12 protein-coding genes are annotated in these 14,661 nt (G+C 66.9%); 7 read left to right on the forward strand and 5 right to left on the reverse strand.

The window, feature by feature from the left end; genetic code table 11:
- Positions 1–17: 17 nt before the first annotated feature.
- Positions 18–533 (forward strand): YkgJ family cysteine cluster protein, encoded by a 516-nt coding sequence (locus FBZ88_RS17250; protein ID WP_145618446.1) that lies wholly within the window; start codon positions 18–20, stop codon positions 531–533.
- On the opposite strand, the gene FBZ88_RS17255 is transcribed toward FBZ88_RS17250, so the two are convergent.
- The 5 genes from FBZ88_RS17255 to FBZ88_RS17275 form a co-directional block, all read right to left on the reverse strand.
- Positions 530–1,945: an aldehyde dehydrogenase family protein gene (locus FBZ88_RS17255; protein WP_145618447.1), complete on the reverse strand. Its 1,416-nt coding sequence runs from the start codon at positions 1,943–1,945 to the stop codon at positions 530–532. The two genes, FBZ88_RS17250 and FBZ88_RS17255, sit on opposite strands and share 4 nt — an antisense overlap.
- Positions 1,942–2,280: a carboxymuconolactone decarboxylase family protein gene (locus FBZ88_RS17260; RefSeq protein WP_145618448.1), complete on the reverse strand. Its 339-nt coding sequence runs from the start codon at positions 2,278–2,280 to the stop codon at positions 1,942–1,944. Before FBZ88_RS17260 ends, FBZ88_RS17255 begins: the two co-directional genes overlap by 4 nt.
- Before the next feature lie 64 nt (positions 2,281–2,344).
- Positions 2,345–3,205, reverse strand: coding sequence for a p-hydroxycinnamoyl CoA hydratase/lyase (locus FBZ88_RS17265; RefSeq protein WP_145618449.1), 861 nt, complete (start codon positions 3,203–3,205; stop codon positions 2,345–2,347).
- Positions 3,206–3,237: 32 nt separating this feature from the next.
- Complete coding sequence (locus FBZ88_RS17270) at positions 3,238–5,340, reverse strand: acetate--CoA ligase family protein (RefSeq protein ID WP_145618450.1); 2,103 nt, start codon at positions 5,338–5,340, stop codon at positions 3,238–3,240.
- Positions 5,341–6,129, reverse strand: a complete 789-nt coding sequence (locus tag FBZ88_RS17275; RefSeq protein WP_145618451.1) for an HpcH/HpaI aldolase family protein — start codon at positions 6,127–6,129, stop codon at positions 5,341–5,343. It abuts the gene before it with no gap.
- A 361-nt stretch (positions 6,130–6,490) separates the two neighbouring features.
- On the opposite strand from FBZ88_RS17275, the gene FBZ88_RS17280 reads away from it, so the two are divergent.
- The 6 genes from FBZ88_RS17280 to FBZ88_RS17305 all read left to right on the forward strand — a co-directional run bounded on the left by FBZ88_RS17280 (position 6,491) and on the right by FBZ88_RS17305 (position 14,595).
- Positions 6,491–7,342 (forward strand): hypothetical protein, encoded by an 852-nt coding sequence (locus tag FBZ88_RS17280; RefSeq protein ID WP_246138713.1) that lies wholly within the window; start codon positions 6,491–6,493, stop codon positions 7,340–7,342.
- A gap of 61 nt (positions 7,343–7,403) precedes the next feature.
- Entirely contained in the window at positions 7,404–8,315 is a 912-nt protein-coding gene (locus tag FBZ88_RS17285) for a DUF6282 family protein (RefSeq protein WP_088875398.1), read from the forward strand.
- Between the two features lie 65 nt (positions 8,316–8,380).
- A complete protein-coding gene (locus FBZ88_RS17290; protein WP_145618453.1) occupies positions 8,381–9,712 on the forward strand; it encodes an MFS transporter in 1,332 nt (443 codons plus the stop codon).
- 40 nt (positions 9,713–9,752) lie between these two features.
- Positions 9,753–10,652 (forward strand): amidohydrolase family protein, encoded by a 900-nt coding sequence (locus FBZ88_RS17295; protein WP_145618454.1) that lies wholly within the window; start codon positions 9,753–9,755, stop codon positions 10,650–10,652.
- A 5-nt stretch (positions 10,653–10,657) separates the two neighbouring features.
- Positions 10,658–11,470: an amidohydrolase family protein gene (locus tag FBZ88_RS17300; RefSeq protein ID WP_145618455.1), complete on the forward strand. Its 813-nt coding sequence runs from the start codon at positions 10,658–10,660 to the stop codon at positions 11,468–11,470.
- A 227-nt stretch (positions 11,471–11,697) separates the two neighbouring features.
- Positions 11,698–14,595, forward strand: a complete 2,898-nt coding sequence (locus FBZ88_RS17305) for a TonB-dependent receptor domain-containing protein (RefSeq protein WP_145618456.1) — start codon at positions 11,698–11,700, stop codon at positions 14,593–14,595.
- The last annotated feature ends 66 nt before the right edge of the window (positions 14,596–14,661 follow it).

Here is a 14,661-nt window from a genome sequence, read left to right on the forward strand (position 1 = left end):
ACATGAACGAACATGATATGATATCGGCAAACAATCTAGGTCCTCCGGCATCGCTGGACCAGAACGTCATCCCCTGCGACGGCTGCGTCCTGTGCTGCAAGAGCGACCAGGTGATCCTGCACCCCGAGGCCGGCGACAACCTGCTGTCCTATGTCTGGGATCTGGTCGCTTCCCCGCTCTATCCGGGGCAGGTCGTGCCCGCCCTGAAGCGCGATCCCGCCACCGGCCACTGCGTCTATCTGGCCGGGAACGGCTGCTCGATCCATGACCGGCGGCCGGCGGTCTGCCGCCGCTTCCATTGCGCACGCACGGCCCTGGCGCTGGAGCGCCTGCCGCGCGACACCGTCAAGGCCCTGGCGCGGCGGGGGGATGTGTTCGACGAGGCGCTGCTGGCGCGCGGCCGCGACCGACTGCAATACGCCCGGGAGAGGGGGTTGGAGTCGGTGCTGGACACCGACCAGCAGGTGGCGGCGTTCGAACGCATCGCGGCCATGCCCGTGCGGACGCCCCAACGGCGGCCAAGGCGGCGCTAGGCCCTGGCACCGTGGACCACCCGGATTTCGGCGTAGGAGCGCAAGCCGGCTACGCCCATGCCCCGCCCGATGCCAGATTCCTTGAAGCCGCCGAAGGGCAGGTCGGGTGTGGCACCGCCGTGGCCGTTGATCCAGACGGTGCCGGCTTCCAACTGCCGGGCGACGGCCTCGGCGCGGGCCTGGTCGCCACTCCAGACTGAGGCACCCAGGCCGAAGCGTGTGGCGTTGGCCCGCGCCACCGCCTCCTCCTCGGTATCGACGGTCAGGATAGGCAGCACCGGCCCGAACTGTTCCTCATCCACCAGGCGCGCGCCCTCGGCGAGGCCGGTGACGATGGTGGGGGCGATGAAATAGCCCGGCCGGTCCAGGGCGCCACCCCCGGCCAGGATGCGCCCGCCCCGTGCCCGCGCGTCCTGGAGGATGGCCAGCACCTTGTCAAACTGCGGCCGGTTCTGCACCGGCCCCAGGTCGATGTCCGCCTCGAGCCCGTTGCCCAGGCGCATGCGGCGCGCCTCCGCCGCCAGGGCCTCGGCCAGCGCATCGGCTATGGCCGCCTGGGCGTAGACGCGTTTCACCGCCATGCACAGCTGCCCGCTGTTGACAAAGGCGCTGGTGAACAGGCGGGGGACGATCGCGGCCACGTCCACATCGTCCAGGACAATGGCGGCGTCGTTGCCGCCCAGTTCCAGCGACACTCTCTTCAGGGTCGCGGCGGCCGATGCCATCACCTTCTTGCCGGTGGCGGTCGAGCCGATGAAGGCGATCTTGTCGATGCCGGGGTGGGTGGTCATCCACCGTCCCAGGGCGTCGCCACCCGACAGGGTGTTGACCAGCCCGGCCGGCAGGGCGCGGGCGGCGATTTCCCCCAGGCGCAGCGTGGCCAGCGGCGTGAAGGGCGAGGGCTTCACCACCACCGCGTTGCCGGCGGCCAGGGCCTGGGCCACCATCTGCATGGCCAGGATCAGCGGCGCGTTCCAGGGCGCGATCACCCCCACCACGCCCATGGGGACGTAATCCAGGCGCACCGGCCCTTGCGGCCCCTCCCGCAGATAGCCGCCGCCGATGTCCAGCGCCGCCGTCCCCTCGATCCGGTCGGCGGCCACCGCTACCTCGCGCCGCGCGGCGGTCAGGGGCTTGCCTTGCTCCCGCGTCAGCAGGGCGGCCAACGCCTCCGTCTCCGCGCGGATGGCGTCGGCGAAGGCGCGCATGGCCGCGCGGCGGGCGGCCGCGTCCACCTGCCGCCAGGAGAGGAAGGCCGCCCGCGCGGCGGCGACCGCCAGGTCCAGGTGCGCCTCGCTGGCGTCCGGCGCCGTCTCGAAGGGCTCACCAGTGGCGGGATCAATGACGGGAAACGCACCATCGGCGGCCATGCCTTCGCCGCCGATGGTGAGAAGGAAGGGCGCCGACGTCATGACTTGCCTTCAGCCTGACGCTGCTGGACCACCTCCAGGAACTTGCGGCTGGCGGATATGGCGGACGGCCAGGACGCGTAGAAGGCCAGGTGGTTGATGGCCTCGCCGATCTCTTCCACCGTCAGGCCGTTGTCCAGCGCCAGGCCCAGATGGGCCGGCAGCTGCTCCGGCCGGTACATCGAGATCAGGGCGGCGATGGTGACCAGGCTGCGGTCGCGCTTGGACAGGCCCGGCCGCTCCCACACCTCGTTGTACAGAATGCGGTCGGTGTATTCGACCAAGGCTGGCACAACCGCCGCCAATTCACTTCCCTTGCCGCTGCTTGGCCTTTGCATGCGTGGCTCCCTTCCATGCCGGGGGTCTCTGATCGCGCCGACCAAAGCCCCCTTATCGTGCGGGTTATTCGGCGCGGACGTAGTTGCCCAGGCCGGGGCGGAAGGACTTCTCGTCCAGGAATTGCTTCAGGCCCTGCTCCTTGCCGCGCTCCGGATCCACGAAATTGGTCTGGTCGACCTTGGCGGTCAGGTATTCCGACGCCTGCTCCCAGGTCATTTCGCGCGAATACTTGTAGGCCATCCGGGCCTGGCGCAGCACGGTGGGGTTCTTGCCCAGCAGCGTCCGGGCGATTTCCGCGGTCCGGGCCCGCAGCTGTTCCTTGGGCACCGCCTCGTTGGCCAGACCCAGCGCCACGGCCTTGGCGCCGTCGAACTTCTCGCCCGACATGACATAGTACAGCGCCTGGCGGTCGCCCATCACGGTGCTGATAGCCTTGGACACCACGCCGCCAGGGATGACGCCCCAGTTGATTTCCGATAGCCCGAACACCGCCTTCTCATCGGTGACGGCCAGATCGCAACAGATCAGCGGCGTGAAGGCGCCGCCGAAGCACCAGCCGTTGACCATGGCGATGGTCGGCTTGGCGTAGTGCATCAGGGTGCGCCATTGCCAGGCTCGCGTGGAGCGATAAGCGCGGTGGCGCTCGATATCGGATAGCCCGTCCGTGGCCCGGAAGAAGTCCTTCAGGTCCATACCGGCGGAGAAGGCCTCGCCCACCCCGGTCAGGACGACGACGCCGCAGCGGTCGTCGGTTTCCAGTGCGTCCAGCACCTCGTTCATCTCATGGGCCAGCCCGACGCTCATGGCGTTGCGCTTAGCCGGCCGGTTGAGCTGTACCCAGGCGATGCCGTCCTCAAACTCGACCAGCACTTCCTTGCCGCCCGGGACGGGCTTTTCGGCAACGGGCGTCTCAATTTTCGTCATATCGGATGCCATGGCTTCCACGGGGATGCTCCTCAGTCGGCGATGAACAATGCATCGAGCGCCATGACCCCCTCGCCCTCCGCGAAGACGGTCAGGGGGTTGACGTCCACTTCTTTGATTTCGGGATGGGCTCGCAGCAGGGTGCCCAGCGCCATGACGGCGTCGGCCACAGCTTCCACGTCTCGCGGCGCTTGGCCGCGGAAGGCGCCCAGCAACTTGGCGCCGCGCATCCGTCGCAGACGCTCCAGGATCTGATCACGGCCGGCGTGGGCCGGCAGCATCTCGATGGCGTCCAGAGCCTCTACCCACACGCCGCCCAGGCCTAACACCACGAAGGCGCCCCAGTCCGGGTCGTTGCGGCCGCCAATCACCAGTTCCAGGCCCGGTCGCGCCATCTCCTCGATCAGGATGCCGTCGATAGCCCCACCAGCCCTGGCCCGATCCGCGCTGTCCGTCAGGCGCTGCCAGCCGGCGCGCAGCGCCGCCTCGTCCTTGACGCCGATGATGACGCCGCCGACTTCGCTCTTATGGGTCAGCCAGGTCGCCTGCAGCTTCATGACCAGGGGGTAGGTGATGCGCGAGGCCGCCGCGACGGCGGCCTCGACGTCCTGGACCAGCGCACCTTCGGGCACCGGGATACCTATGGCCGAAAGCAGGGCCTTGCCCTCATATTCCGGCAGGGGGCCATGCCGCGACAGCGCCGGCGCCGGGGGCGGCGGCGCTGTGCGTTCCGCGGCGCGCGCATACGCCACGGCCCGGCCGTTGACGGCGCGGAAGGCTCGCAGCGCCCGCTCCGGTGAACGGAACAGCGGCGTGCCGGTTTCGCGCAAGGGCGCGACGCAGCCGGGATCCAGCGGCGATTCATCGCCCAGGATGGCGACGGTGACCGGCTTGGACGCCGTCAGGGCGACGGGGGCGATGGCCTCCGCCTTCGCGCGCTGCTGCCAGGGACCGCCGCCGGCCATGGCCAGCAGGACGGAACCGACGGCGGGATCGGCCAGCATGGCGCTGGTGGTTTTGCCGAAGACGGACGCGTCGGAGAAGCCGGCGGTGCCGACATCCAGAGGATTGCTGATCTCGCATTGCGGCGGCAGCAGCTGGCGCAAGGTGTCCGCCGTGTCCCTACCCAGGGCTGCCACCTCCAGGCTGATCTTCTCACAGAAATCGAGGCTGAGGCCCCGCACCGCGCCGGAATTGGTGATGACGCCGACCCTGCCTTGTGTCGGCTCGGGGAACCGGTAGAGGATGGCGGCGGCGTCGAACAGTTCGTCCATGGTTTCGACCAGGACGACGCCCTCATCCTCCACCGCCGTCTTCATGGCAGCGTAGTCGCTGACCATGGCGCCGGTATGTGACAGCGCCGCCGCCCGGCCTGACGCGCTGGCGCCGGGATGAACCATCAGGATGGGCCGGCCGGCCTCCCGCGCCACCCGCGCCGCCGCCAGGAAGGCGGCCGGGTCGCGGATCTGCTCGACATAGGCGGCGATCAGGCCCACGCCTTCGTCCACCAGATGGCGGATGACATGGTCGATGCGGACGACCGCCTCATTGCCGGTGGTGACCACGTGCGAAATCCGCGCGCCGCGCGCCAGCAGGGCGGACCGGATGTTGGACGCCATGGCGCCGCTCTGGGCCACCACCGCGGCATGCGGCGGGCCGGCCATCGGCTGGAAGTCCAGCGATTCAAAGCTGAGCGCCGCGCCGTTGGCGTAGTTGACGAAGCCCAGGCAGTTGGGGCCCAGCAGCGCCAGGCCGCCGGCCCGGCACATCGCCGCGATCTCCTCCTGCTCGCGACGACCTTCCTCTCCCGCTTCGCCGAAGCCGGCGGCGAAGACGACGGCGCCGCCCACGCCTCGTTCGATGCAGGCCCCGATCGCCTCGCGCACCGCCTTGTGTGGCACGTTCAGAACCGCGACATCGACGCCGTGGGGCAGGTCGTGCAGCGATTTCAGGCAGGGAACGCCATTGATCTCGGTGCGCGTCGGGCTGACCAGGTACAGCGGCCCGGTGAAGCCGGACCCCGCGATGTTGCGCAAAACTGCGCCGCCCAGCGACGTGGGCTCGGGCGAGGCGCCCGCCACGGCGACCGAGCGTGGCTGCAGCAGGCGTGTCAAATCCAATTGGGGGGGCCGCATTCAGACCTCCCCACGGCCGACGCGGAACGGGGCGACCTTGTCCATCGCCGCCTTCAGCGCGTTCTTGTACATGACCATGTCGGACTGCCAGGCGATGTAGCGGGCGCCGCGCCCGACCCAGGCCTTCAGGCCTTCGGGGCTGCTGGCCACCACGCCGTAGTGCTTGCCGGCGCGGGCGCAGGCTGCGACGACCTCATCCACCACCTTGGCCACGTCGGGATGGTCCGGCTCGCCCGGATGGCCCAGGGACTGGCTGAGATCGCCGGTGCCGATGAAGGCGACGTCCAGTTGGTCCAGGGCGCACAGCGCGTCGATGTCGCCGGCCATGCGCGCGTTCTCGACATGGACGGCGATCAGCGTGTCGCGATTGGCTTGCTCGATGTAGGTCTTGGCCGGGGTATAGGCGTAGTCGCCTGCCCGGCAGCCGGGGGCCCAGCCGCGCTCGCCCAACGGGTGGTATTTGGCGCGGCGGATGACCGTGGCGGCCTCGGCGGCCGAGCTCAGCGATGGCACCTGCACGCCGCTGGCCCCACTGTCCAGGGCGTGCAGGATGGTGGCCTCGCCGGCATCGCTGGTGCGGACGATGGCGCTCATCCCCACCAGCTGCGCCGCGCGGATCAGGTCCTCGACCTCGCCATGCGTGAAGTTCGCGTGTTCGGTATCGATGATGATGAAGTCAAAGCCGGCGAGGCCGATCATCTCCACCAAATTCGCGGACGCGAACTTGACGAACGTGCCGATGACGACCTCGCCCTTTTCCAGGCGCCGTTTGGCTAGGCTATTGATCACAAAGCACCTCCCGCCTGCGACGTCTCTTGGGACCGGACGTCTGCCGCCCGGTCATCCAATGCAAACGTGGATGGGGAATCAAATGCTGATTGATGCCTTGTCCGATAACGGCCCGGTATCGGAGGGCGCTGCCCACGGACTGATGCCGTGGCGGTATCGGAGCGCTGGCCAAAAAGAATTAGACGGCTAACGATGTAGCGGTCCTACTGTTCTCATAAACTATTGCCGGGAATTTCAAGAAAGCTCCGCCGGGCCCCCATGTCGCTTGGACGTGTAGCATCTTGAAGAGCGTGTGGGAGGCGGCGTGTACGGAAAGAACGACTTGCGGGCTTCATTGGCGCCGTCGGCGGAAAAGGCGGCCGTGACCCCTTTCAAGCCGGCCTCTTATGGCCGCTTCTATGAAGAGATGCCGGTGGAGGAGAGCGAATTGGCTTCCACCTGGCTGACGCGTGGCCAGAACCTGATCGTGGCCTACAGCGCCGTGCGTTCCGGCGCGGTGCTGGCGCGCTCAGGCCAGATCGATGAATACGCCGTGGTCCTTCCCGACGCGGGTTTGAGTGTTGAGATCACGGCCGGCGGCCGGACGGAGACGGCGCACGGGCCGTGCGTGGCCTTCATCCCACCCGGCGACAGCAGCGTCCGCGCGCTGGGCGACGGCGGCCTCTATCGGCTGATCACCACCCGGTCGGCGGATCTGGCGGCCCGTTGCGCCAACGCCGGCGACTTCGCCACGCCCGACCTGAACGTTCCGGAGTTCACGCCCTGGCCCGATCCGGTCGGCGGCTGGCGCATTCGGGTCTATTCCGGCGACGTGCCGTCGCAGCCGGGCCGCTTCGGCAGAATCTACCGCTGCACCACTATCATGGTGAACCTGACCAGCGGCCGCGTGGGTCCCCGCGACCCGGCCGACTTGTCACCCCACCATCATGATGATTTCGAGCAGTATTCCATCGCCACGGCGGGCGAATTCATCCACCACCTGCGTTGGCCCTGGACGGGGAACAGCGCGCACTGGCTGGAGGACCAACATGCCTACTGCGCGGCGCCGTCGGTCGCGGTGATACCACCACCGGCGACCCATACCTCGCAGGGGATGAGCACCGGCCTCAATCGCCTGGCGGACGTTTTCTGCCCGCCGCGCCGCGATTTCTCCGCCCGCGAGGGCTGGGTGCTGAACGCGGCCGACTATCCGGCGCCGGACCCGGCGCCATAAACAGGAACCCCAAATACGAACCGCGGCCAGCGCGGCGCATCTGAAAACGGGAGGATAGAGTATGACGGATCGCAGGATTGACGATCTGCTGGTCGGTGCCGTGGATCTGCATTGCCACAGCGGCCCCTCGGTCATGCCGCGCCGGCTGAACCATGTCGAGGCCATCAGGGACGCCGAAGCCGCCGGCCTGCGGGCCATCCTGTTCAAGGATCACTATTATTCGGTGACGCCCGTGGCCGAGCTGCTGAAGGAGACGATGAATCCCAAGATTCAACTCCTGACCGGCGTTCCACTGAATAACACCACGGGCGGCCTGAACCCCTACGCGGTGGAGCATGGCTTCAAGCTAGGCGCCCGCTTGGTGTGGATGCCCACCTTCTCCGCCGCCAACCACATCCGCCATTCGCATCGGCGCCAGTTCCTGCCCACGAAGGATCAGATGCTGCCGCCGCGCGCCCTGACCGTGGTGGATGATCGCGGCGCGCTGCTGGACGAGGTCAAGGTCATCCTGGACCAGATCGCGCAGTATGACGCCATCCTCTCCGCCGGCCATCTGCACATCAGCGAGATCTGGCCGCTGTTCGCCGAGGCGAAGACGCGGGGCGTCAAGCGCCTGCTCGTCAACCATCCCACCTTCCTCATCGGTTGCGGCCCGGCCGACATGAAGGAACTGGCCGGCATGGGCGCCTATCTGGAGCATTCGTGCTGCATGTGGGCCGGTGTCCAGGGCAAGAACTACACCGCCGACAGCTTGAACCAGGTGATCAAGGCCGGCGGCGTGGACAGCACCATCATCGGCTCCGACCTGGGTCAGGTGGGCAACCCCACGCCGGTGGAAGGGTTCCGCCATGTCATCGGCATGTGTATCGAGTTGGGCTATTCCGACGACGACATCCGCAAGATGATCAGCCTGAACGCCAGCCGGCTGGTCGGGTTGGACGAACCGGCGCGTGAGCAATCCGCCGCGGAGTGATCCTGGCCGGCGGTGGGGAACGCCGCCGGCCACAATAAAAAATCCAGACCAGGGAGGTACCGAGCATGCCGGCCAATCCGCTTGACGCCATCGCCATCACGCCGATGCGTTTGCGGCAGTACGTCATCGTTGCGCTGTGCTGCTTGATCAACGTCACCGAGGGTTACGACATGATGTCGGCGGCCTACACGGCGCCGTTGTTCTCCGCTGAATGGGCCGTGCCCAAGGCGACCCTGGGCCTGCTGTTCAGCATGGGGTCGCTGGGCTTGGCGCTTGGCGCGTTCGTGGCGGCGCCCCTGGGGGAACGGCTGGGTCGGCGCGGCGTGACGCTGATCGCCCTGGTCGCCATCACCATCGCGCACGGCCTGTCGTCGATCGCCGCTTCCATTGAGGTGCTGATGGCCCTGCGCTTCCTGATGGGGGCGGGGTTGGGCATCCTGGTCGTCAGCCTGAACGTGCTGGTGTCCGAGTTCGCCAACAACCAGCGGCGCAACCTCATGCTGTCGATGCTGCACACCGGCTTCACCATTGGCATGATGATCGGGGGGGCGGTCGCCGGCTTCCTGCTGGTGCCGTACGGCTGGCGGTCGGTCTACGTCTTCGGCATGGGCATGAACGCCATGCTGCTGCTGGCGTTGGCCCTATTCATGTGGGAATCACCCACTTATCTGGTGTCGGCGCAGCCCCGGGGCGCCCTGGCCCGCATCAACCGGATCCTGGCCGGCCTCGGCCTCGATCCGCTGGTTGAACTGCCGCCGCGGCCCGAACGGGCGCGGAAGGAGAATGGCGCGGTCGCCCTGCTGGCCAAGGATGCCTGGCGGCTGTCCGTACTGATGTGGCTGGCCTCCTTCATCTATGCGCTGGTCGGCTATTTCCTGCTGAACTGGAAGCCGACGGTGCTGGTGGAGGCCGGACTGACGCCGACGCAGGCCAGCTTCTCCGGTGTGCTGCAGGGCATCGTCGGTGCCACCGGCCACCTCACCGTGGGTGCGTTTTCCCGCCGCGTGGGGGAGGCGCGCATGACCGCCATCTTCTTCATCCTGATGGGTGCGATGCTGGTCCTGTTCGGCAGCGTGCATGCCGGGGTGCCGGTGATGATCGCGATGGCCTGCGTGCTGACCTACTTCACTGTCGGCGCCTATACCGGCGTGTTCCTGACCGCCATCGCGCTCTATCCCCAGCGGCTGCGCAATTTCGGCGTGGGCTTCGTCGTCGGGTTCGGGCGGGCCGGCGCCGTCGTCGGTCCGTTGATCGGCGGCCTGCTGCTGGGGGCGGATGTGGGGCGGGCGGCGACCTTCGCCTTCTTCGCCGCCATGAGCGCGATACCGGCGGTCGCGATGCTGCCCCTGAGCCGCAAGCCCGGCCAGCCGGCCCCGCTGACCACCGCGCCGACCTGACCATACGGCACGACACGATAATCGGGGGGATGAAGGGGCTATGAGCCAGCAAGCGGGCCGGGAACCGATCTACGACGCGCACGCGCACGTCTTCACCAATGATGCGGCGCGCTATCCCATGGACACGCGCAGCGCGCGGGAGGGCGAGGACAACCTGCGCCGGCGCATCGCCGCCGACCCCATCACGGCGGAGCGACTGCGGCAGTGGTGGGAAGCCAGCGGCGTCGTCGCCGGTGCGGCCGTGCAGTACAACACCATTTACAAGACCGACAACCGCTATCTGCTGGACGCCACGTACGCGCATCCGGACAAGCTGTCGGCCGTGGTGATCCTGGACGCCCAGGATCCGGAGACGCCAGCGCAACTGACCCGCATGGTGATCGAGCGGGGGATCGTGGGCCTGCGCCTGTTCGGTTATCCCGACGCCACCGGCGCCTACCCCTGGCTGGATTCCGAGGCGGCGCTCCGCACCTGGGCGGTCGCCGACCGCTTTGGCCTGACCATGGTGGTGATGTACGCCCCGGGCGTGGCCTCGCCCGCCCCGCTGGCCCGCGTCGGCAGCCTGGCCCGCCGATTTCCGCGCCTGCGTATCGCGCTGGACCATTTCGGTTGGCCGGGTGGTGGCGACCCTCAGCAGCTGGGCCTGGTGCCGGTGCTGGAGGCCATGCGGAAGCATCGCAACGTCTACTACAAGCTGACGACCATCAATTTCCGCATGTTCGACCAAGCCGGCGTGGACCATGCGGCCTTCGTCCGCCGCGCGGTGGACGTCATGGGGGCAGACCACGTCATGTGGGGCTCCGACGTCGGCAACACCCAAGAAAGTTACGAGAGCATGGCCGCGCAGGCGCGCGCGTCGGCGGTGCTCCTCGATGAGACGGAGCGGCGGCTGTTCCTGTGCGACACGGCGCGCAGCCTGTTCCAGCGCGGCGACAGGTAAGCGCCATGACGGTTGAGCGCCCCTTTGCCGAACCGCCCATCATCGATGCGCATGCCCACATCCTGACACGGCGCATGCCATTGCGGGACGATGCCTGGATCCGGCCGGACTATGATTACACGGCCGAGGATTTCCTGGCGGACCTGGACCGGCACGGCATCGCCTTCGGGATCGTCACCGCTGCCAGCCTCTACGGTGATTACAACGACTACACCCTGTTGGCGCTGGGGCGGTACCGGCGCCTGCGCGCGACGGTGATGCTGCAGCCCGACACCGACCTGGCGACCCTGCGCCACCTGCGGGACCAGGGCGTCGTGGGCGTGCGCATGCAGTGGAAGGTAGACCAGGCGCCGCCCGACCTGCGCAGCTATCCCTACCTGAAATTCCTCAACCGCCTGGCCGACTGCGGCATGCATGTCGAGTTGAACGCCAGCGCCGTCCAATTGGCCATCGTGCTGCCGGCGTTGGAAGCGCACGGCGTCAACGTCGTGGTCGATCACTTCGGCCTGCTGCGCGCGCCGGAGGGTATGGAGGGCGCTGGCTTCCAGGCCATGCTGCGGGCGGTCGCGGCGGGGCGGACCTGGGTCAAGATCTCCGCGGGCTTCCGCTTGGACCCGGCGATCCGCCAGGCCTGCGCGGCGCGCCTGCTGGTGGAGGCCGGTGGGGAGCGCCTGCTGTGGGGCAGCGACGCGCCCTTTGTGGGGAAGGAAGGCGCCGTGACGTACGCGGACGCCCTCGCGCACTTCCACGCGTTGGTGCCGGACCCGGCGGTGCGCCGCCAGATTTCCGACGCGGCGTTGCGTCTGTGCTTCTTCTGACGCGGGCGACCGCATCAAATCAGGGACCTCTTTTCCGAGTATGGGGTGGGCTCCACCGCGTGAGCGCCCTTTCCCCTTAAGGGCTTGGTTTGGGCGATTTTTGATGCCGAAACGGTATCGGTTTTGCCGATTGCGGCATTGGATTTTCGTCATCGTATAAATGAATATGAAAATAACAAACAATGAGCATCCCGAATGACCTTCATTCCGGAGCGGGGAGGGAACAGATGAGCGATAGGCTGCCTAACGATTCCAGCCAACTGTTCTTGGGCACAGGCGGTCGCCGGCCGCTGAAATATGGGGCCGTCAGCCTGCTGGCCATCAGTGCCGCGCTGGCGATGACCGCGCCGCACCAGGCCGCTGCGCAGAGCGTCCCGGCGGAAGCCAGCGCGCCTGCGGGGGACCTTGAGGAAATCATCGTGACCGGCACGCGCATTTCCGGCTTCACGGCGCCCACGCCGATGACGTCGCTGAGCGCGGTGCAACTGCAGGACAAGGCGGTCAGCACCGTCGCGGACATGCTGCTCGAAGTGCCGCAGTTGCGGATCAACCAGAACATCGGCAAGTCCAGCGAACCGATCGGCGCCTCCAACGCCGACCTACGCGGCTTGGGCACGCAGCGCACCCTGGTGCTGATGAACGGCAACCGTGTCGGCATCACCGATCCGGCCGGGACCATCGACACCAACATCATTCCCGTGGCGTTGATCAAGAACGTCGACATCGTCACCGGGGGCGCCTCCGCCGCCTACGGTTCCGACGCCGTCGCCGGTGTGGTCAACTTCGTCCTAGACAAGGATTTCGAGGGGGCGAAGGCCGACATCTCCTACGGATCAACGGAGCATGACGACTTCCGCCGTCCGGATGTCAATTTCGCCCTGGGCCATGGCTTCGCCGACAACAAGGTGCACATCGAGGTCGCGGGCGACTTCATGCACAATTCGGGTGAGAGCAGCCAGGCGTCGCGCTCCTGGGGCGCCAACGGCACCGTGCAGTTGACCAACCCGGCCTATACCAAGACCAACGGCCAGCCGCGCCTGTTGATCGTCGATCATGGCACCTACTCGCAGATGACGGCCGGCGGCGTTGTCGGCCTGTCGGGCGGCACCAACACACTGGCGCTTAGCCTTGCCAACAAGCTGGGCTTCGCCCCGGGCGCGGGAGTGCAGTTCGGGTCCGACGGCAAGCCCATCCCGTTCCAGTATGGCACCAACATCGGCGCCACCTTCATGCAGGGCGGCGGTGGCGGCTCCGCCATCAATGACGGCAACCTGCTGCCGGAGATCGACCGCAAGAGCGGTTACGGCCGGATCAGCTATCAACTGGCCGACAATATCACCCTGTTCGCGGACATGCTGTATTCGCAGGTCCACGCCAATTCGGACCTGGCGCCGAATCCCGACGTCGGCACCATCACCATCCGCAACGACAACGCCTTTCTGGATCCCAGCGTCAAGGCGGCGATGGCGTCGCTGAAACTGGCCAGCATCCCCTTCGGTCGCCTCAACTACGAGGATGGGAATTCCGAGTTCCGGACCGTGACCAAGAGCCGCCGCTGGACCTTCGGCGCCGAGGGTTCCTTCGGGCGGAACTGGAACTGGAGCGTCACCGGCCAGCTGGGCCGCAACACCTATGATGAGTTCGCGGACAACAACCGCATCTCGCAGCGGTGGACTTACGGCCTGGACTCGGTGATCAACCCAGCCACGGGCCAGGCCATCTGCCGGGTGAAGCTGGCCAACCCGAACCCTACGGCGGCCCAGGACCCGTATGGCGACATCCGCAACTGCGTGCCCATCAATCCCTTCGGTGCAGGCTCCATCAGCCAGCAGGCGCTGGGCTACTACCTCGGCACCTCGACCATTACCGCGGACATGCATCAGGACGTCTACGCAGCCAACATCTCGGGCTCGCCCTTCTCCACCTGGGCGGGGCCGCTGTCGGTCGCGGCTGGCGCGGAATACCGCATCGAGAAGACGGTCCAGACCTCGGACGCGAACTCCGTGCTCAGCCGCTGGCGGTCCATCAACGGGCAGCCATTCTCCGGCGAATACAATGTGAAGGAAGCATACAGCGAGGTCGTGGTGCCGCTGGCCGAGGACATGACGCTTGCCCACAAGCTGGAGCTCAACGCCTCGGGCCGTTATACCGAGTATTCGACCAGCGGCGGCGTCTGGGCCTGGAAGTTCGGCGGCAACTACGAACCGATCGAGGACGTGCGTTTCCGTGGCACGGTGTCCCGCGACATCCGCGCACCGAACAACTATGAGCTGTTCTCGCAAGGTAACCAGGTGATCAACGCCATCATCGACCCCCGCACCAACGTGGCGCGGCAGACAACGCAGATCACCGGCGGCAATCCCAACCTGCTGCCTGAGGAGGCGGACACCTATTCGGTGGGCGTCGTCTTCAAGCCGAGATGGCTGGACGGGTTCCACGCCTCTCTCGACTACTACAACATCGAGATCAAGAACGCGATTTCCACGGTGGCGGCACAGGACATCGTGAATTTCTGCTTCAATGGGCAGTCTGTGTTTTGCTCTGGTGTCATCCAGACGGGGGGTATCATCACCCGCGTCAACATCATCCCCTTCAACGCCAACTCCCAGCGGGCGGCGGGCGAGGACTTCGAGGCTGAGTATTCTTTCCCCCTCACCCTGCTGAACAACGATGGGGATGTGCAACTGCGGGTCCTGGCCAACCATGCCGATACCCTGACCACAACGGCGAACGGCGTGTCCAACGACTATGTCGGCCTCGCCGGCATCTCACCGCCCCCGGCGGGCGTGCCGGAATGGCGCGTGAACGTCGATGCCAACTACAGCTTCGATAAGTGGAGGCTCGGGGTGGGCTACCGCTATATCTCGGGCGGCAAGTTCGACACACGCTTCAACCTGACCACCTTGGACATCGCCAACAACGACATCTCCGGCATCGGGTATTGGGACGCCAACGTCTCCTACCGGCTGAACGAGAACCTGACGATTTACGGCTCTGTCGAGAATCTGACCGATGAGGCCCCGCCGATCACGCCCAACGGCATCGTGCAGCCGACCATCGCCAACTCCCCCTTCTTCGACAATCGCGGCCGCTTTTGGGTACTGGGCGTGCGTGCGCGGATGTGATCCTCCCTTGAATTCCCGTGCGCAGGGCGTCGGGGCGTTACCGCCCCGGCGCCCATTTTTTTGGTT

Origin of the sequence: Nitrospirillum bahiense (genome assembly GCF_007828025.1) — a bacterium.
In the GTDB taxonomy this organism is placed as follows: Bacteria; Pseudomonadota; Alphaproteobacteria; order Azospirillales; family Azospirillaceae; genus Nitrospirillum; species Nitrospirillum amazonense.

Coding starts and splice junctions, on each gene's coding strand:
- FBZ88_RS17305 (WP_145618456.1), top strand. CDS start 11,698: ATGAGCGATAGGCTGCCTAACGATTCCAGCCAACTGTTCTTGGGCACA.
- FBZ88_RS17300 (WP_145618455.1), top strand. CDS start 10,658: ATGACGGTTGAGCGCCCCTTTGCCGAACCGCCCATCATCGATGCGCAT.
- FBZ88_RS17255 (WP_145618447.1), bottom strand. CDS start 1,945: ATGACGTCGGCGCCCTTCCTTCTCACCATCGGCGGCGAAGGCATGGCC.
- FBZ88_RS17290 (WP_145618453.1), top strand. CDS start 8,381: ATGCCGGCCAATCCGCTTGACGCCATCGCCATCACGCCGATGCGTTTG.
- FBZ88_RS17295 (WP_145618454.1), top strand. CDS start 9,753: ATGAGCCAGCAAGCGGGCCGGGAACCGATCTACGACGCGCACGCGCAC.
- FBZ88_RS17250 (WP_145618446.1), top strand. CDS start 18: ATGATATCGGCAAACAATCTAGGTCCTCCGGCATCGCTGGACCAGAAC.
- FBZ88_RS17285 (WP_088875398.1), top strand. CDS start 7,404: ATGACGGATCGCAGGATTGACGATCTGCTGGTCGGTGCCGTGGATCTG.
- FBZ88_RS17265 (WP_145618449.1), bottom strand. CDS start 3,205: ATGACGAAAATTGAGACGCCCGTTGCCGAAAAGCCCGTCCCGGGCGGC.
- FBZ88_RS17270 (WP_145618450.1), bottom strand. CDS start 5,340: ATGCGGCCCCCCCAATTGGATTTGACACGCCTGCTGCAGCCACGCTCG.
- FBZ88_RS17260 (WP_145618448.1), bottom strand. CDS start 2,280: ATGCAAAGGCCAAGCAGCGGCAAGGGAAGTGAATTGGCGGCGGTTGTG.